The following is a 17,400-nucleotide window of genomic DNA, read 5'->3' on the forward strand; positions in this document are numbered from 1 at the left end:
GCGGGACCGCAGGCTATGAGTCTTTTGACCGCCCGCAGTCCCGTGCCGGTGGCTTTTTATCTGTAAACAGCGTTGCCCCAAGTGCAATGGCGAAAGGTAAGGTTGACTTCTTCAACGACACCGGCGGCTACGGTTTCATCGAGACTGACGAGTCCGACGAGGACGTATTCTTCCACATGGAGGACGTCGGTGGCCCCGACCTCGAGGAGGGGCAAGAAGTCGAGTTCGACATCGAGCAGGCCGACAAGGGCCCGCGCGCGACCAACGTCACGCGCCTGTAAAGGCACGATGTCACTGGCGGCACGGTAGTAGACTGCGGCGGCGTGTTCCTACGGCGTCGATATAACCTCTCCAGAGCCGCGGCGCCGGCCGCGACCGGAGGCTGTTTATTTGCCCCACGCCCAGCCCGGGTATGAGCGACGTCATCGACGAGGATCTTTACGAGCGGACGAAGGCGCTACTTGAACCGGGCGATATCGATCTGAACGGGCTCATCGTTCACACGGACCTGACGGGCGACGAGGAGCCGCAACTTCATCAACTTACCCTCGAGGTAGGAGAGCACATCGCCAAACACGCCGGGTTCGACCCTGTAGACACGTATGTCTACTCTGGCAACGACGACAGCGAGTTCGGCATCAACCAGCATCAGGGGCGCACGCTTGAGGATGATGAGTTCATCTGGGAGTGCCAGCAGCTGCTACGCGACGGCACTCATGACATCGTCTTTTATTACGAGGCAGACGCCGACCAAGCGGCGCTCGTCGCCGACTTGGAGGCAGCGGGCCACCGAGTGACGAGCGTTTTGGGCGCCTGACCCCGAGCATCTTATACGCCGCTGGCCCCGACCCAGAGTCATGTCACGCGGGGATATCGACTATGAGTTCGACCGGGTCGACCGCGCGATCGTGAACGCGTTTCAGGGCGGCTTCCCGGTCGTCGCGGAGCCGTACGAACCAGCGGCAGCAGCGCTCCGCGAGCGCGGCGTCGACGTGACTGCCGCTGTCCTCCGCGAGCGAGTCGCCGAGATGGTCGAGGCGGGCGCACTCTCGCGATTCGGCGCGCTCGTGAATGCTGAAGAGATTGGTGGCGCAGCGTCGCTGGTAGCGATGCACGCACCCCCTGACCGATTCGACGAGGTGGCCGAGCAGGTCAACGGGTTCCGTGAGGTTGCCCACAACTACGAGCGGGAGCACCCCCACCTCAACATGTGGTTCGTCGTGAGCGTCGCCGATCCCGACGGTGTCGAGCGGGTGCTGACCGAGATTGAGGCTGCCACCGGCCAGCCAACGTATAATATGCCGAAACAGCGAGAGTTCCACGTCGGCGCCCGCTTCCTCGTGAATGGACCGGTTCCGGAGGGAGATATCGACGTGTCGGCGCCAGGACCGGACCCAACTCCAACAGACCGGGATCGACTCACACCCGCAGAGTACGATCTCGTCACCGAAATCCAAGGCGGGCTGCCGACGACGCGGACGCCATACGCAGATGTAGCCGACGCACTTGGCCAATCGACGGAGTGGGTCACCGAGACGATACGCCGGTTTGACCTCGAGGGGAAGGTGCGTCGAGTTGGGGTAATACCGAATCACTACGCGCTTGGCTATACGGAAAACGGAATGACCGTTTGGGATATCCCCGACAATGTCGTCAACGAAGTCGGACCAGCCGTCGCCGCACTCGACTTCGTCACCCATTGCTACCGCCGGCCCCGTCACGAGGGCGTGTGGCCGTACAACTTCTTCGCGATGACCCACGGGCGCGACGAAGCTGAGAGCCGCAAGCGTATCCGGCAAGTGCGCGATGTGATGGCCGATTACTGGAACGTCGAGGACGATGATTGGGACACACTGTTCTCGACGCGCATCCTCAAGAAGACAGGTATCCGGTTGGATGAGCGTGCTCGCGCGAATACGGAGGAGAGTGCCGACCCTGAGGCGGGCGGCCCGGAGACAGCCTGACGTGATACCCCTACTCCACGACCTGACCGACGAAACCGTGCTCGTGTTCGGAGGCGGGCCGGTCGGCGCCCGGAAGGCCCGTCGATTTGCCCGCGAAGCGCGGGTGATGGTCCTCGCGCCCGAGTTCGCAGACGCTGACTTCGGCGGTGCTCATCGAGTGCGAGCAGCGCCCGCACCGGAGGATGTCCCAAGGTGGCTTGACCAGGCGGCGCCAGCGCTCGTCGTCGCGGCCACCAACGACGCCGCGCTCAATGCTCGCGTTGAGAGCGAGAGCCGTGAACGGGGACTGCTGGTCAACCGAACAGATACCCACGGTGACCGCGATCCTGGCAGCGTCGTCGTGCCGGCGACGGTACGGGATGGCGACGTCGTCGTGGCCGTCTCGACGGGCGGGACGGCGCCAGCGCTGTCAAAACACCTCCGCGAGCGGCTGGACGACGAACTCGCGAACGCAGGCGCGATGGCGGAACTGGCCGGCGACATCCGCGAGCGACTCCAAGCCGAGGAGGTCAATCCGTCGACGCGCCGGGAGGCGATTCGAGCGGTGGTTCGTGACCGGCAGGTTTGGAAGCATTTAGGTATGGCAAATACTAAGTCAGAGCAACAAGCGCATGCCGTCGTGAACGGCATCGTGGGTGACGACACGTGACTGACGCTTCTATCATCTCTGGCGCGGGGGTCTCACATCAGGACGGGTCGATTGAGGATATCGACGCCGCAGCGGCCGACAGCGAGCGGGCCGCCGTGGAGGCGCTCCTTGCGCGGCCGGGCGTTGAGGAAGCTTATGCCCTCCAGACGTGCAATCGCTCGGAGGCGTTCGTCGTCACGGCCGACGCCGATGACGGCCGGGCGGCGCTGGACGCGCAGTTCGCCGATGTTCGCGAGACAGCACTCCGGCGGTTCGACCACGAGGCGTCCCTCCGGCACCTGTTGCGGGTCGCCTGTGGGCTGGAGTCGCTCGTCGTTGGCGAAGATCAGATAATCGGACAGGTCCGATCAGCATACGAGACGGCTCGAATGGCCGGGGGCATCGGCGACACGCTGGACGATGCGCTGCTGAAGGCGCTGCACGTTGGCGAGCGGGCCCGCACGGAGACGGGTATCAACGAGGGAGTTGTCTCGCTGGGGTCGGCGGCCGCGCGGCTGGCCGCGGACGAACGCAATCTCGCCGACACTACGGCGCTGGTCGTTGGTGCCGGCGAGATGGGGACGCTCGCGGCACAGGCGTTCTCTGGCCGGGTTGAGCGTATCATCGTCGCCAACCGGACACGCGAGCGGGCCGACCATGTTGCGGCCACGCTGGACGGCGAGACGGCCGCGAGTGCAGTCGGTCTCGACGCGCTGGCTGAGCCAGCCGCTGAGGCGGACGTACTCGTGAGCGCGACGAGTGCCTCTGACCATGTGATTGATGAGTCAACATTACGAGCGGCCGGTCGGACGCTCGTTGTCGACATTGCTCAGCCGCGAGATGTTGCGCCAAGTGTCGCGACCGTCGACGGCGTCGAAGTGTTCGACCTCGACGACCTCCAGTCGGTGACTGACGAGACACTGTCAGCACGCCGGGAGGCAGCCGCGGTCGTTGAGTCGATAATAGACGAGGAGCTGGAGCGGCTGATGGCCCAATACAAACGCCAGCGGGCCGACCAAGTCATCTCCTCGATGTACGAGGGCGCAGAGCGAATGAAAGAAAGCGAGCTCCAGCGGGCACTCACGAAGCTGGAGTCGGAAGGAGAGTTCACCGACGAGCAGCGCGAGGTGGTCGAGTCGATGGCCGACGCGCTCGTCTCCCAGTTGCTTGCGCCGCCGACCCGGAGCCTCCGGGATGCCGCCGAACAGGACGACTGGTCGACCATCCATACTGCCCTGCAGTTGTTCGACCCGACGACGGTTGGCGCGCCGAGCGGGCTGGCCGACGCTGACCCCGATGAACTCCCTGACGCAGTGCGACAAGAGATGCCCGCGTCGGTCCTCGAGCGGCTCACGGCCGGCGACGAGTAGTCGTTCAGGCGATTGATGCTTCAGACCAAGGTCGCTCCTTCGCCAATTTGTGTCTGGAAGGCACGTGCGTTAACGCCGTTGTCGGCGAATGCCTCCAGCATCGCTAACGCGACGGGCCGCCGTTTCCCCGGCTGACAGGCTGCCAAGACGGCGGGGCCGGCCCCGGAGATGGTGACGCCGGTAGCGCCGGCCTCGAAGGCGGCGACCCGGACAGCGTCGTAGCCGTCGATGAGCTTCGCCCGGGCCGGCGTCACGACAGGGTCGTCCATCCCCCGGCCGACGAGCGTTGGGTCCGAACGGCACATCCCCGCGGTGAGGGTGGCGGCGTTGCGAACCGTCTCGACTACCTCGTCCATCTGCGCAGACGCAGGGACGACCCGACGGGCGTCCCGGGTAGAAACGACGATTTCGGGGAGACACGCGACCAGCGGCACGTCCGCGTCGACCCGGGTAACGCCGTCGTCGCGGGCGATAGTGAATCCGCCGAGGATGGCCGGGGCGACGTTGTCCGAGTGGGCGTCGCCGGAGACAACAGCCTCCCCTTCGGCGGCAATCGGGACAAGTTCTTGACGGCTCTTGCCGCGGTCATAGAGTTCGTTGAGAGCGACAGCTGCGGCAGCGGCGCTAGCAGCCGACGACCCCAACCCCGAGGCAGGCCGGACTCCCTTGTCGATATGAATGTGGGCAGGCGCGTCCAGCGCTGCCGCGACAGCGCCGACGGTGTTCTCCTCGGGATCTTCTGGAATGTACTCCGCGCCGACGCCGGTCACCTCGATGGTGGTGTGGTCGGCCCGCTCGACGCGCACCACGTCAGCGGGGCGGTCGAACGCGATGCCGAAAGTGTCGAAGCCGCTCCCGAGGTTCGCGCTCGTGGCCGGCGCCCGCACGCGTACCATGTAGCGGGGGTAGTGTGGTGTGCGGATAAAGCTACCCGAAGCTGCACGGCAGCATCCGTCATCGGGGGGTTTTTCGCCCGCGGGAGCGTATCCGAGCGCATGACTACGCTCCGCGAGGCGTTACGGGACCTCCCCGAGGCGGTGTTCGCCGACCTGTTGGAGAGCGACGACGCCTACCGGGTCGTGCTCGACCTACCTGGTGTCACCGCCGAGACGGTTGATGTCACGGCCGAAGGCGGACGGCTCAGCGTCGAGGCACGCCGCGAGAAGTCACTGCCGGCGGAGTACCGCTATCTGACAGAGGACCGGTCGCTGTTCCTCGATGTTGAGCTACCGCTGCCGCCAACGGTGGACGCGACGGACGCCCGCGCGACCGTCGATCGGGGTGTCTTGACACTGACACTCCCGAAGACGGCCGCGACGGGTGGTACTCACGTCCCGGTGGAAGACGCCTGACGTGGCGCTGTTCCGCGCGTATCGCCGGTTCGTCGTCGTTGCTTACCAGTTTCTCCCCCTGCTGGTAGCGTTCGCCCGCGACCGCCGGCGCTTCCTGCTGTTCGGCCGGTCACGGTCCGTCTCCTCGGAGACGCGCCGGCGACGCGCCCGATCGTTGCTTGACTCGCTGTTGACGCTCGGTCCTACATTCATCAAGCTGGGCCAACTGCTGTCAACGCGACCGGACGTGCTCCCGCCGGAGTACATCGAGGAGTTCGAGGAACTGCAAGACCGGGTACCACCGGCGCCCTGGAGCGAGGCCAGGACCGTCCTCGAGACGGATCTTGGGCCCGTTGAGGAGACGTTCGACGAGTTCGATACCGACGCCATCAGCGGCGCGTCGCTCGGACAGGTGTACGTAGGCGAACTCGACGGCCGCGAGGTGGCCGTGAAGGTGCGTCGACCCGGCGTCGAGGAGCTAGTCGAGGCGGATCTGCGGGTAATCAAATTCTCGCTGCCTGTCCTGATGCGGTTCGTCGACGACGCCCGCTCCTTTTCGATGCAGACGCTCGCCAACGAGTTCTCTCGGGTCATCCGCGAGGAGATGGACTATGCCCGCGAGCGGGAGATGCTCCGCGAGATTCGCGCCAACTTTACTGACGAGCCACGGGTCCGTATCCCTGAGGTGCTGGAGTCGTACTCCTCCGGGCGAGTGTTGACGATGGAGTACGTCCCTGGGACGAAAATCAGCGATCTTGACGATCTCGACAATCTCGGCCTCGACCGGACGATGCTCGCAGAGACGCTTCAGCGGGTGTACCTCCAGATGATTGTCGAGGATGGTGTCTTCCACGCCGATCCCCACCCCGGCAATCTCGCCGTCCAGGACGACGGGACCATTGTCTTCTACGACTTCGGGATGTCTGGTCGTGTCGACCCATTCATTCAAGAGAAGATTGTCGAGTTCTACATGGCCGTCGCCCGCCAAGATACCGATGCCATCCTCGACACACTAATCGAGATGGGGACGCTCAGTCCGGCGGCCGATCGCGAGGTGATGAGCGAGGTGATGGAGCTCGCCATCGCGGATGCTCGCGGCGAGGACATCGAGCAGTACCGCGTCCAACAGATTGTCGCCCAGATAGAGGATACTCTCTACGAGTTCCCCTTGCGGCTCCCGGCGAACCTCGCGCTGGTGTTACGGGTGGCGACGGTCGTCGAAGGGGTCTGCGTGACGCTCGACCCTGACTTCGACTTTATCGCCGTCGCGACCGACTACCTCGGTGAGGAGGGGTACATCGAAGCGGGGGTGCGCGACGCTCTCGAGGACGTCGGCGATCAACTGTCAGCGACGACAGAGTCGCTGTTCCGCGTCCCACCGAAGCTGGAGGGAGTACTCGACACCGTCGACCGCGGCGATCTTGAAGTGGGCGTCGAGTTCCCAAATGATCCGCCTGTTTTCCGGAAGCTAGCCCTCCGGCTCGTCTACGGCATTCTCCTCGCGTTTGCGCTTCCGTCTACGGCACTCCTGTACACATTTGCGCCCCTGGAGACGGCCGTGGCAGCCGCGTTGCTCGCGGCGCTGCTCGCCGTGCTACTGTACCGCTCGTTCAAGCAGGAACAGGGGGTGCGGGCTCAGCCACAGTTTACTCGTCAGAACCTCAGACAGCGTCGCGAGGAGTGAGCCGAGAGCGGCAGTGCTTTGCAGGCGGCGCCGAACATCCGGTATGGAAATCGAGCCGTTCGAACTGGAGCGGTTCTTCGCCCGCTTCGAACACGACGCCGACGTGATGCTCGCCGAGTCGGGTATCCAGTCCCGCGACACCGCTGAGTTCGACACTGACCCCGGCGACCTTGGCTACGTCATCCCAACAGGAGGGGACCCGTCGTTTCGCGAGCGGGTTGGGGCCCGCTACGACCGGTCAAGAGAGGAGGTGCTATTCACCTGCGGTGCACAGGAGGCGAACTTCGTGACGTTTGCGGCGCTAATGGGCGAGCATGCAGTAACAGTGACGCCGACGTACCAGTCGCTGCAGGCCGTTCCCGATGCGTTCGGCGAGGTAACGACCGTCGATCTTGAGCCACCGACGTGGGAATTGGATATCGACGCTGTCCAGTCGGCGTTGCGGCCTGAGACGGCCGTACTTGTCGTTAACAACCCGAACAACCCGACCGGGCGGTATCTCTCGGCGGAGACGGTACAGGCGCTGTACGACATTGCCGCGGACAACGGCACATACCTGCTGTGTGATGAGGTATACCGGCTGCTGGCGGAGGAACCGCTGCCGCCCGTCGCGTCGATGGGTGAGTACGGCGTGAGCACCTCGTCGGTGACGAAGGCCCACGGGCTGGCTGGCTGTCGGTTCGGATGGGTCGCTGGGCCGCGGGAAGTCATCGACGCCGCAGCTGGCTGGAAAGACTACACCACCATCTCACCGTCGTCCTTCGGCCAGCATGTTGCCCGGCAGGCGATTGAGCGCGAGGCCGAACTGTTGGCCGAACACCGCGCACAAGCGGCCGCCCACCGCGAACGGGTCGGCGAGTTCCTCGCGGCTCACGGCCTCACATGGCACGAGCCGACGGGTGTCAACGGATTCCCGACGATCCCCGATGGATTTGCTTCCGGGCGGTCATTCTGCGAGACGCTCGTACGCGAGGAATCCGTCCTCTTAGGGCCGGGAGACGCTTTCGGCCATCCTGACCGGTTTCGAATCGGCTTCGGGCTGGCGACTGACCAGTTAGAGGAAGGGCTCTCGCGGCTCGACGCGTTTCTCGCGCGCCACGGATAGCCAGCGACGGGTACCGTATCGTGCCGTTTATGCCGGTACCGCTGGAATCGCTCCACATGGCGAGAGAGCAGACCGAGGTTCGCGACCTGCAGGAGGGGAACTACGTCATGATAGAGGATACCCCCTGCGTCATCACCTCCTACAGTACGTCCAAGCCCGGCAAGCACGGCAGCGCGAAGGCGCGCGTCGAGGGGAAGGGAGTCTTCGACGGCGGCCAGAAGCGCAACTTCACCAACCCTGTCGACGCGAAAGTCTGGGTACCTATTATCACCCGCAAGCAGGGTCAGGTCGTCTCCACGAGCGACGGCGAGATGCAGGTGATGGACCTCGAGACGTACGACACGTTCACGATGCGAATTCCAGAGGACTTTGACGCCTCGGCCGACGACGAAATCGAGTTCCTGGAGTACGAATCCCAACGCAAGGTCGTCTGACCGTGTTTCCCGGCGCGAATGTCCCGCGCGAAGATGCGTCCTACGCGGTGGTCGGCGCCCCCCTCGACGTCTCAACGACCTTCCAACCCGGCACGCGGTTCGGTCCCGACCGCGTCCGTCGGTTTGCCCGCACCTTCGACGACTACGACCGCCGCACAGATTGCCGATTCTCCAAGCTGGGCGTTCACGACGCCGGCGATATCCGCGCGTGGGATGACGCCGGGGAGTACCTCGAATTCCTTGAGGGGGAGTTACGTGACTTCCACGCCGGCGGCGCCATCCCACTGCTTCTGGGGGGTGAACACACTGTTTCCGTTGCCGGCGTTCGCGCGGCCGACCCAGATGTTTTCGTCACTATCGACGCTCATCTTGACCTCCGAGAGGCGTACGATGGCAACCCGCTGTCACACGCGACGACCACCCGTCACGCACTTGAGGTCGTCGACGAAGCTATCGTGCTCGGCGCCCGAACCGGCTCGCGTGCCGAGTGGGACCGCGCCGACCGGCCAGACGTAACTGTCGTCCCCCCAGAGGCGGTTAGCGAATGGGTACCCGACCTCGCGGGCGACATCTATTTGTCCGTCGACATCGACGGCGCGGACCCGTCGGTAGCGCCTGGTACGGGGACAATGGAGCCGTTCGGCCTTTCGGCCCGCGAGATACGTGACGTCGTCCGGGCGGTCGCGCCCGACTGCGTTGGCTTCGACGCAGTCGAGGTGAACGACCGCGACGACGGTCAGGCTGCCGCGCTCGCGGGAAAGCTCCTCCGCGAGTTCGTCTACGCGAACGCGACTGGCGCGGACATCCCCGAGGAAAGCGCCTAACCTCCCGCCGGCCCGAGCGAGCGTATGGAACTTACCGAGTTCGCCGACCGGCTAAACGGGTTACTCGCGGTTGACGAGTGGCGCGGCGCCGACTACGCAGTAAACGGCCTGCAGGTCGGCCCGGAGACGGCCACCATTGAGACGGCAGCGTTCGCTGTCGACGGCGTTGAGGCAACGGCGGTCGCGGCGGCTGATGCGGGCGCGGATGTGTTTGTGGTCCATCACGGCATCTCGTGGGGAGGTATCGACCGGGTCACCGGTGCCGAGTACGACCGTGTGCAGGCGCTCGTCAAGAACGACCTGGCGCTGTACGCGGCCCACCTGCCGCTTGACGCCCACCCAGAGTACGGCAACGCGGCGCTGCTCTGTGCGGAACTCGGTCTGACGGTGACGGAGCCGTTCGGCCGCGAGGGCCCCGGTCATGTCGGCCAGCGCGCCCGGACCACAGACCGGGAGCCATACACGACCGCCGGACTGCGGGACGCGCTCGCTGATCTTGAGGGCGGCGGCGACGTGCAGGTGCTTGACTTCGGACCAGACCGCATAAAGGATGTCGCTGTGCTCACGGGCGCGGGGACTGACTGGCTCTCAGAGGCGCGCGCGAAGGGGGTAGACGCGCTCATCACTGGTGAGGGGAAACAGCCGGCCTACCACGAGGCACGCGAGGCGGGGGTGTCGGTATTCCTTGCGGGCCATTATGCCACGGAGACGTTCGGCGTCCGCGCGCTGCGTGAGCTGGTCGACGGGTGGGGACTCGAGACGACATATCTCCCGCACCCGACCGGGCTATAGCGGCTCGACGGACAGCGAGAACCCCCACGAACCGCGGGTACTCGGCGTCTCCTCGGCCAGTGGGTCGACCGCGTACGTCGTTCGGAAGTCGAACTCGCCGGTGGGGAGACACGCGCTCGTCTCGTGGTCAGTGTACAGTCCCGCGAACGCCGTCAGCGTCCCGCCAGCGGGAATCTCGACGGTGCCGTACTCGGCGGTGACGGCGACCCCGGAGGCGAGCCGCCAGCAGTCGTTGCCGTCCGTCGTTTCGACATCCGGGGGTGACCGTGGCGGCGTCCCGGTCGTCGACCGCTCGGAGTGTGGCAGCAGGACGTACGCCCCGTCCTCATCGTGGACGTACCAGAACACCACCGCGCGGTACTCGCCGACGGCTACCGCCTCGTCACCCGTGTTTTCCACGTCAACCCGGAGCACCGACGTCGACTCGGCGGTGACGTACGGCTCTGCGACGGCCACACGCGGGCGGACCGGGAGCGTCGGCGATTCCTCACTATCTACGACCTGAATCCGCCCGACTGCGCCGGACGGCGGCGTCTCGGCGTCCGTCGCCGTCTTGGGGTCGCTGATGGGGGCATCGGTGCAGCCCGCGAGGCTTATAAGGCCGAGAGCGCCAGTGGACAGATAGGCGCGTCGCGTGTACACGTGGGGGCGTGGCCACGAGCGGGCTTAAGCAGGCGGTTGGCTCAAACGGGTGTTTCACTCAGGCGACAAACAGCCACGCGGTGAAAACCGCCAGCCCGCCGGCCGCTGTCGACGCGACCGCGTGGATACGGAGGCGGTCAAGCAGCGCGTGGGCGTTTTCGGAGAGTGCGGCGGCTTCGCCCACTTCTGTCCCTGTCTCGCACTCCGGGAGGAAATCCATCGCGACATGGAGGAACACGCCCGCACCAAAGCCGAAGACGGCTGCTCGGGAGGCGGTCGGGAACACCGGATCGACGACCGCTACGGGGATGGCCGTCAGCCCGACGCCCGCGGCCGGCAACAGGAGGACGGAGACGGGTGTGCCGGCCCGCCGGAGCCGTCGGGCTGCGGCGTAGCCCGCCGGCCCCTTGTGCGAGACGATAGCGAGCCCGAGCAGCAGCCCCAGTCCCGGGAGTGCGGCGTAGATGACGCCGATGACTAGCCCCGCGGCCAGCGCGTGAGCCGTGATGCGAAGCGAAGTACTGTCGAAGGCGGCACCGAGATGGGTGAGCCGGTGGCCGACGGTGTGGGCGGCGTAGCCGGCGAGGATGCCCGCCGCGACGCCGAACCCGCCGACTGGCCCGCCGAGGCTGAATGCCTGCGGCAGCAGGAACACCGCCGCGGAGGTGACCATCGCGCCCGCCGCGAGGCCGTATCCCCACACAAGACGGTGTGCGTCCTGTGTCTCTGCGGCGCGCGCGCCGGCGACAGCGAAGCCGCTCATTGCGGCGAACGCCACCCACGAAACGACGAGCACCTTCGACGTCCCAGCTCGGAGGCCGATAACCGTGAGCACGACCAGCAGCAGCGTCCCGACGAGACCGGCCGTGGAGAAGCCGCCCAGCCCCGGTACCGGGAGTGTCCGTGTCGCCATTACTAATTCGACTAACGAGATTATTAATAAGGGCTCCGGTCCCTGCTCACCGAGTCGCTTTCTTCCAGTCGCGCAGCGAGAGTACGTTCCCGTCGAGCGCCTCGGGGTCTGCCTCCTGTGCAGCCCATCGGAACATCGGCGCTACGTCAGTCGGGTCACGGCCCTGTGCGCCGTTTGTCAACTCGGAGGAGACCTGTCCGGGGTCAACGACGCCGACCGGGTTGTCGAGTTCGGCCGCGAATTGCTGAGCAACTGCCTCAGCAAGTGCCTTCGAGACAGCGTACGAGCCGAATCCGGGCTTCGGTTCGCGAGCAATGCGGCCCGATGGGACGACCACGCGTGCATCGGCTGCGAGATGCGGTACCGCCTCGCGAACGGTGGCGAAGACACCCCGGCCATTGACGCGGAGGTGTTCGTCAAACGCCGAGTAGGACTCCTCAGCGAGCGGTGTCTCACCGGGAACGCCATGGTAGACGCCGGCGTTGGCGAACACAGCGTCGATGCCGCCGTCTTGGCTCGCGGCCCGCGCGGCTGTCTCCAGCAGCCGTTCAACGTCATACTCGTCGCGGACATCAGCCCGCTGGGTGACAGCCTCGCCGCCGGCCGCCTCTACATCTGCGGCGACCGACTCAAGCGCCGACTCCGACCGGGCGCAGACGACGACACGCGCTCCCGCCTCGCCGTACTCCCGTGCTAGTGCCGCGCCGATACCCCGACTCGCGCCAGTGATGACCACCGTCTCCATACTTGCGGTACACGCGGGGACTGCAAGGCCGTTTCCCTGGGGTGGTGTGGCTACCGGTGGGTTTTCGACGCGTGGTCCCCTATCAACCGGTATGTCACTTGACGGGACCTCGGTCGCCGTCGTCGGCAGCGGCTTCGGGGGGCTCTCGACGGCCTGTTACCTGGCTGACACCGGCGCCGACGTGACCGTCCTCGAGCAGAACGAACAGGTCGGCGGCCGCGCATCCACGCTCCGGCGCGACGGCTTCCGGTTCGACATGGGTCCGTCGTGGTACCTGATGCCGGATGTATTCGAGCGCTTCTTCGGTCACTTCGATCGCGAACCGGCGGATTACTACGACCTCCAGCGGCTCGACCCCCACTACCGCATCTTTTTCAAAGATGACCAGCGCCCGGCTGCCGATGGTGGAGCCGTTGCATCGGCGGCCGCCGACGCCGTCGCGCCAACCGAACGAGGCGAGGCCCCTGGCTTCGGTAGCCACAACGGCGCCCGTTACGTTGACATGCTGCCGGACCTCGCGGACAATGTCGCTACCTTCGAGGCCATCGAACCTGGGGCTGGCGACGCGCTCCGAGAGTATCTGGATACGTCTGCGACCCACTACGAGACGGCCATGGAGCATTTCGTCTACGAGGATCGGCCTCGGCTGCGGGACTGGATCGATCTCGATGTAATGCGGGCGGCACCCATCGGGCTGCAGCTGCTCGGGACGATGGATGACTATGTGGCCGACTACTTCGAGAGTCACAAGCTTCGCCAGATAATGCAGTATACGCTTGTCTTCCTCGGCGGTTCGCCGGGCAACACGCCCGCGCTCTACAATATGATGAGCCACGTTGATTTCAATATGGGCGTCTACTATCCCCAAGGGGCGGACCCAAGTGTCGAGACACGGCGCCTGCTTAACGATCCTGAAGGAGAAGTGGGTGGACTGGCGGCCGTCGTCGCCGCGATGACTGAACTGGGTCGGACCCTCGGTATCGACTACGAGGTAGACGCGGAGGTGACCGAAATCATCTCGCGCCGCGAGGGATTCGAACTTGCACTCGCGGACGGCTCACGCCCCGGCTTCGATCTTGTCGTCTCGGACGCTGACTACGCCCATACTGAGCAGGACCTGCTCCCCGAGCACGCTCGCGGTTACGACGCTGACTACTGGGAATCGCGCACTTACGCGCCGTCGGCGTTCCTGATGTACTTGGGCGTTGAAGGAGACATCGAGCCGCTTGAACACCACACGCTGGTGCTCCCCGAAGAGTGGGATGACCACTTCGCGCAGATATTCGACGAGCCGGCCTGGCCCGACGATCCCGCCTACTACGTCTGTGCGCCCTCCGTCACCGACGACTCGGTCGCGCCGGCGGGTCACTCAAACCTGTTCGTGCTTGTCCCCATCGCGCCCGGTCTAGACGACGACGCAGACACTCGTTCGCGCTACCGGGAGGCGGTGCTCGAAGACCTCGCGACGAACACGGGCGTCGACCTGCGTGACCGCATCGTCCTTGAGGAGCAGTTTTCCGTCTCGGAGTTTGCGGAGCGGTACAACTCGATGAAGGGAACCGCCCTCGGGATGGCCCACACGCTCCGACAGACAGCGTTGTTCCGGCCGCCTCACCGCTCGAAGGAACTTGACGGACTCTACTTCACCGGCTCGTATACCACGCCTGGGATCGGCGTGCCGATGTGTCTCATCTCAGGCGAGCACACCGCCGATGCCGTTCGTGCTGACCAGTAGATGTCGGACGCGCCGCCGCTCGACCGGCTGCTCCCGCCCCGCGACACGCCCAGCGGCTACCTCATCCGGCTGTCGCGACCGCGCTTTTGGCTCTATCTCGCGGGCCCAGTCGTCGTTGGCGTCGCCTACGCAGCTGAGACACCTGCCGAACTGTTCGCACCTGTCGCGGTCGCTCTGTTCGGCTACTTCCTCGTGCCCGCGAACGTCTTCCTCTACGGCGTCAACGACATCTTCGACCGTGATGTTGACGCGACCAACCCAAAGAAGCAGAAGCAAGAGGTGCGCTACCGGGGCGACCGGGCAGTGCCAACGGCCGTCGCCGTCGCGGGCCTTGCCGGGCTCGCCTTCCTCCCGCTGCTGCCGACTGCCGGCGCTGCCGCGATGGTTGGCTTCCTGCTGCTCGGAGCGGGCTACTCCGCACCACCATTCCGGTTCAAGACGACACCTGCGCTCGATTCACTGTCGAACGGATTGTACGTCCTGCCCGGAGTTGTCGCGTATGCCGCGCTCGCCGGGCGGGCACCGCCGGCGCTTTCAGTGGTCGGCGGCTGGCTATGGGCGATGGCGATGCACACGTTCTCGGCTATCCCTGACATCGACCCCGACCGCCGAGCAGGCATCGCGACGACGGCCACCCGACTCGGCGAGCGGGGGGCCTACGTGTACTGTGCAGGGCTGTGGACGCTCGCGGCCGCCGCGTTCGCGCTCCTCCACCCTGGGCTGGGCGCGGTATTCGGCTTCTACCCTCTCTTCATCGCCGCTATCCTCGCCGCCGGCGTTCCTGTCGACCGCGCATACTGGTGGTTCCCGGTCGTTAACACGCTTGCAGGGACGGTCCTGACGAACGCGGCGCTGTGGGTGTTGTTGTATGGCTAACGCCGTCGTCTCTCGTGCCCGGGTTGAATCGCGTCTCGACCATCTCGTCGCATCAAACCGGTTCACCATTGCCGTCGTTTTCCCCGCGTTCGGCGCGTTACTGCTCCTTGCAAGTGCCGAGCGGCTGCTGCCAACGCCGCTCAATTTCAACCCTTTCCTCGTCCTGCTCGGCACGCTTGTGATGCGACTCCCACTTGTGGCAGGGTTAGCCCCACTGGTCAACCGCCGTCTTGCCACAGGACTCGGCCTGCTCACGCTGTACGCCTATGCCATCGAGTACGTCGGCACAACTACTGGTATCCCATACGGCGAATTTGCCTACGGAGTTGACCTCGGACCGATGCTACTTGGAAAAGTGCCGCTTGGGCTCCCCGTTTTTTTCCTCCCGCTCGTGGTGAATGCTTACTTACTGTGTCTACTCCTGTTGCGCGGGCGGGCAGACTCGCCGTTCGTTCGCGTGCCTGCGGTGATTGCAGCCGTCCTACTCGTTGACCTCGTGCTCGATCCCGGGGCCGTGGCGCTGGGCTTCTGGTCATACGCGAGTGGTGGCGCCTACTATGGCGTGCCGGTGACGAACTACGGTGGGTGGACGCTGTCGGCGACCGTGGCAGTAATCACCCTCGATCGAGCGTTCGACCCCACGGCGCTGCGCCGCCGGCTAGCTGGCTGTTCGTTTATGCTTGACGACCTCGTCTCGTTCGTTCTGCTGTGGGGGAGCATCAACGCATACTTTGGTCAGTGGATACCTGTCGCCATCGCGGCACTGTTCGGACTCGGGCTATACTCGACAGATCGCTTCGACGTGCCGCCGCCGCCGTGGTGGCCCGATTAGCGGGCCGGCGCGGCCGTTCCCGGCTCTGCCCGCCCAGTCGTCTCGCCGGTGGGCACGGCTGCCACCTTCGCGAACACCGCCTCAGGGTCCTTGTTCCATATCCAGTGCCACCGTGTGCGGACGAGCAGTGACAGTTTGCGGCGCCGCGAGAGACTCGGCGTCACCGTTAGCGTGTCGTAGTCGCGCTCGCGGATAAGTCGGTGATGATCGGCATACAGCACCGCGGCTACCAGCACGGCGAACTGGCAGTCTCGGGGGAGATACTTGATGCCGGCGACCCCTTCGCGGTACAGCTCTTCCGTTCGGTGGAGCTCGGCCTCCACCGCCCGCCGAAACCCGGGGGTTGGCTCCCGCGCCTCGATGTCTTCGGGGCCGGAGCCAAATTCTTCGAGAGTTGCAATCGGCATGTAGATGCGGTCGCGTTCGGCGATGTCCTCGCCGACGTCCCGCAGGAAGTTCGTCATCTGGAACGCCTCGCCGAGCGCGCGGGCGTGCGGGAGTGCCACCTTGAGCTCGTCGGGGTCCATCACGTATGTCATCATGACGCCGACGGCGGAAGCGGAGCCGCGCATATACTCGCGCACCTCTTCGTAGGTTTCGTAGCGGGACTTCTCGATGTCGGTCACCATCGCGTCGACGAACGTATCCACCTCGGCGTCGGGGATGTCGTATCGCTCGCGCAGCTCCGAGAAGGCCGTCAACACTGGGTCGTCGTCGCCGTCACCCAGCGCCGCGTCGCGAATTGCCTCTAGCCGCTCGCGCTGCTCGGCCGGGCTCCGCCCGTCTGGGTCATCCACCACCTCGTCGGCCACCCGGAAGAACGCGTACAGCACGTACGTCGCCTCCCGGACCCGTGTGGGCAGCACCCGCGTCGCGTACCAGAACGTCTTCCCCGTCGCTTTATGTATTGACTTGCTCTCCGCGAGCTGGGAATCGTCAACCATTCGGTTGCCGATGCTACGGGTGGGACCTTCTTATAGGTTCGCGGAGGCGACGCGAAACCCCCGCCAGCGGCCGACTCGAGCTGAAACCTGTCGCCCGACACAGCCCAGAATTCGCCATCCGGTTGCCCCGACCCTTTTAATAGGCGCCCGCGTCAACCACCGGCTATGACCACGTTCCTCATCGGGACTGACGGCGCAGAGACGAGCGAGGCGCTCGTCCCGTACGCGCGAGAACGTATCGGCCCGGACGACACTGCCTACGCTGTCAACTCGCTGTACGGCGGCGACCAGACTAGCGACGAGGAGATTGCCGCCGGCGAGGCTGCACTTGAGGTGCTCGAGGAGGCGATCGGCGCCGAACCCCACCAGCTGGTCCGTGGCAATAGCCCGCAGGTCGATATCATCGAGTTCGCCCGCGACCACGACGTTGACGAGATAATTATCGGCATCCGCAAGCGCTCGCCAACCGGGAAGATGCTGTTCGGCTCCACCGCACAGGACCTTCTCTTGGAGACCGACCGGCCCGTCGTCACTATTCCGCTGGCGACGCCGGACTGAGCCAGCTTCTTTAGCGGTGACCC

20 protein-coding genes are annotated in these 17,400 nt (G+C 65.3%); 15 read left to right on the top strand and 5 right to left on the bottom strand.

What is annotated here, in order from left to right; all coding sequences use genetic code 11:
- Nucleotides 1–86: 86 nt before the first annotated feature.
- The 5 genes from ABEJ63_RS00170 (at nt 87) to hemA (ending at nt 3,962) form a co-directional block, all read left to right on the top strand.
- A complete protein-coding gene (locus ABEJ63_RS00170; protein ID WP_375794313.1) occupies nt 87–281 on the top strand; it encodes a cold-shock protein in 195 nt (64 codons plus the stop codon).
- Between the two features lie 131 nt (nt 282–412).
- Complete coding sequence (locus tag ABEJ63_RS00175; RefSeq protein WP_375794314.1) at nt 413–817, top strand: DUF5778 family protein; 405 nt, start codon at nt 413–415, stop codon at nt 815–817.
- A gap of 40 nt (nt 818–857) precedes the next feature.
- Nucleotides 858–1,964, top strand: coding sequence for an Lrp/AsnC family transcriptional regulator (locus ABEJ63_RS00180; protein WP_375794315.1), 1,107 nt, complete (start codon nt 858–860; stop codon nt 1,962–1,964).
- Between the two features lies 1 nt (nt 1,965).
- Nucleotides 1,966–2,613, top strand: coding sequence for a bifunctional precorrin-2 dehydrogenase/sirohydrochlorin ferrochelatase (locus ABEJ63_RS00185; protein WP_375794316.1), 648 nt, complete (start codon nt 1,966–1,968; stop codon nt 2,611–2,613).
- Nucleotides 2,610–3,962, top strand: a complete 1,353-nt coding sequence (hemA, locus tag ABEJ63_RS00190; protein ID WP_375794317.1) for a glutamyl-tRNA reductase — start codon at nt 2,610–2,612, stop codon at nt 3,960–3,962. The genes ABEJ63_RS00185 and hemA overlap by 4 nt, the downstream gene beginning before the upstream one ends.
- A gap of 20 nt (nt 3,963–3,982) precedes the next feature.
- Here hemA and ABEJ63_RS00195 read toward each other — a convergent pair whose 3' ends face one another.
- Nucleotides 3,983–4,858, bottom strand: a complete 876-nt coding sequence (locus ABEJ63_RS00195) for a homoserine kinase (RefSeq protein ID WP_375794318.1) — start codon at nt 4,856–4,858, stop codon at nt 3,983–3,985.
- A 99-nt stretch (nt 4,859–4,957) separates the two neighbouring features.
- Between ABEJ63_RS00195 and ABEJ63_RS00200 the strand changes: the two genes are divergently transcribed.
- The 6 genes from ABEJ63_RS00200 to ABEJ63_RS00225 are packed head-to-tail and all read left to right on the top strand — an operon-like array spanning nt 4,958 to nt 10,132.
- On the top strand, nt 4,958–5,314 hold the full coding sequence (locus ABEJ63_RS00200) for an Hsp20/alpha crystallin family protein (protein ID WP_375794319.1): 357 nt from the start codon (nt 4,958–4,960) through the stop codon (nt 5,312–5,314).
- Nucleotide 5,315: 1 nt separating this feature from the next.
- Nucleotides 5,316–6,977 (top strand): ABC1 kinase family protein, encoded by a 1,662-nt coding sequence (locus ABEJ63_RS00205; protein ID WP_375794403.1) that lies wholly within the window; start codon nt 5,316–5,318, stop codon nt 6,975–6,977.
- Nucleotides 6,978–7,020: 43 nt separating this feature from the next.
- Nucleotides 7,021–8,082 (top strand): aminotransferase class I/II-fold pyridoxal phosphate-dependent enzyme, encoded by a 1,062-nt coding sequence (locus ABEJ63_RS00210; RefSeq protein ID WP_375794320.1) that lies wholly within the window; start codon nt 7,021–7,023, stop codon nt 8,080–8,082.
- Between the two features lie 56 nt (nt 8,083–8,138).
- Entirely contained in the window at nt 8,139–8,516 is a 378-nt protein-coding gene (locus ABEJ63_RS00215) for a translation initiation factor IF-5A (RefSeq protein WP_375794321.1), read from the top strand.
- A gap of 2 nt (nt 8,517–8,518) precedes the next feature.
- On the top strand, nt 8,519–9,340 hold the full coding sequence (locus ABEJ63_RS00220; protein WP_375794322.1) for an arginase family protein: 822 nt from the start codon (nt 8,519–8,521) through the stop codon (nt 9,338–9,340).
- A 24-nt stretch (nt 9,341–9,364) separates the two neighbouring features.
- Entirely contained in the window at nt 9,365–10,132 is a 768-nt protein-coding gene (locus ABEJ63_RS00225; protein WP_375794323.1) for a Nif3-like dinuclear metal center hexameric protein, read from the top strand.
- On the opposite strand, the gene ABEJ63_RS00230 is transcribed toward ABEJ63_RS00225, so the two are convergent.
- Genes ABEJ63_RS00230 through ABEJ63_RS00240 form a run of 3 tightly spaced genes read right to left on the bottom strand, consistent with a single transcriptional unit; the run spans nt 10,127 to nt 12,432 of the window.
- Entirely contained in the window at nt 10,127–10,774 is a 648-nt protein-coding gene (locus ABEJ63_RS00230) for a hypothetical protein (RefSeq protein WP_375794324.1), read from the bottom strand. The genes ABEJ63_RS00225 and ABEJ63_RS00230 overlap by 6 nt on opposite strands.
- A 58-nt stretch (nt 10,775–10,832) precedes the next feature.
- Nucleotides 10,833–11,687 carry a ZIP family metal transporter gene (locus ABEJ63_RS00235; protein WP_375794325.1) on the bottom strand — a complete coding sequence of 285 codons (855 nt, stop codon included), beginning with the start codon at nt 11,685–11,687 and terminating at the stop codon, nt 10,833–10,835.
- 46 nt (nt 11,688–11,733) lie between these two features.
- A complete protein-coding gene (locus ABEJ63_RS00240; RefSeq protein WP_375794326.1) occupies nt 11,734–12,432 on the bottom strand; it encodes an SDR family NAD(P)-dependent oxidoreductase in 699 nt (232 codons plus the stop codon).
- Between the two features lie 91 nt (nt 12,433–12,523).
- On the opposite strand from ABEJ63_RS00240, the gene ABEJ63_RS00245 reads away from it, so the two are divergent.
- Genes ABEJ63_RS00245 through cruF form a run of 3 tightly spaced genes read left to right on the top strand, consistent with a single transcriptional unit; the run spans nt 12,524 to nt 15,875 of the window.
- A complete protein-coding gene (locus tag ABEJ63_RS00245; RefSeq protein WP_375794327.1) occupies nt 12,524–14,167 on the top strand; it encodes a phytoene desaturase family protein in 1,644 nt (547 codons plus the stop codon).
- Nucleotides 14,168–15,043 carry a prenyltransferase gene (locus ABEJ63_RS00250; protein ID WP_375794328.1) on the top strand — a complete coding sequence of 292 codons (876 nt, stop codon included), beginning with the start codon at nt 14,168–14,170 and terminating at the stop codon, nt 15,041–15,043.
- Nucleotides 15,036–15,875 (top strand): bisanhydrobacterioruberin hydratase, encoded by an 840-nt coding sequence (cruF, locus tag ABEJ63_RS00255; RefSeq protein ID WP_375794329.1) that lies wholly within the window; start codon nt 15,036–15,038, stop codon nt 15,873–15,875. The genes ABEJ63_RS00250 and cruF overlap by 8 nt, the downstream gene beginning before the upstream one ends.
- On the opposite strand, the gene ABEJ63_RS00260 is transcribed toward cruF, so the two are convergent.
- Entirely contained in the window at nt 15,872–16,819 is a 948-nt protein-coding gene (locus ABEJ63_RS00260) for a phytoene/squalene synthase family protein (protein ID WP_375794330.1), read from the bottom strand. The two genes, cruF and ABEJ63_RS00260, sit on opposite strands and share 4 nt — an antisense overlap.
- 165 nt (nt 16,820–16,984) lie before the next feature.
- Between ABEJ63_RS00260 and ABEJ63_RS00265 the strand changes: the two genes are divergently transcribed.
- On the top strand, nt 16,985–17,377 hold the full coding sequence (locus ABEJ63_RS00265; protein WP_375794331.1) for a universal stress protein: 393 nt from the start codon (nt 16,985–16,987) through the stop codon (nt 17,375–17,377).
- Nucleotides 17,378–17,400 lie beyond the last annotated feature (23 nt).

Origin of the sequence: Halosegnis sp., from assembly GCF_042216475.1 — an archaeon.
Lineage (GTDB): Archaea > Halobacteriota > Halobacteria > Halobacteriales > Haloarculaceae > Halosegnis.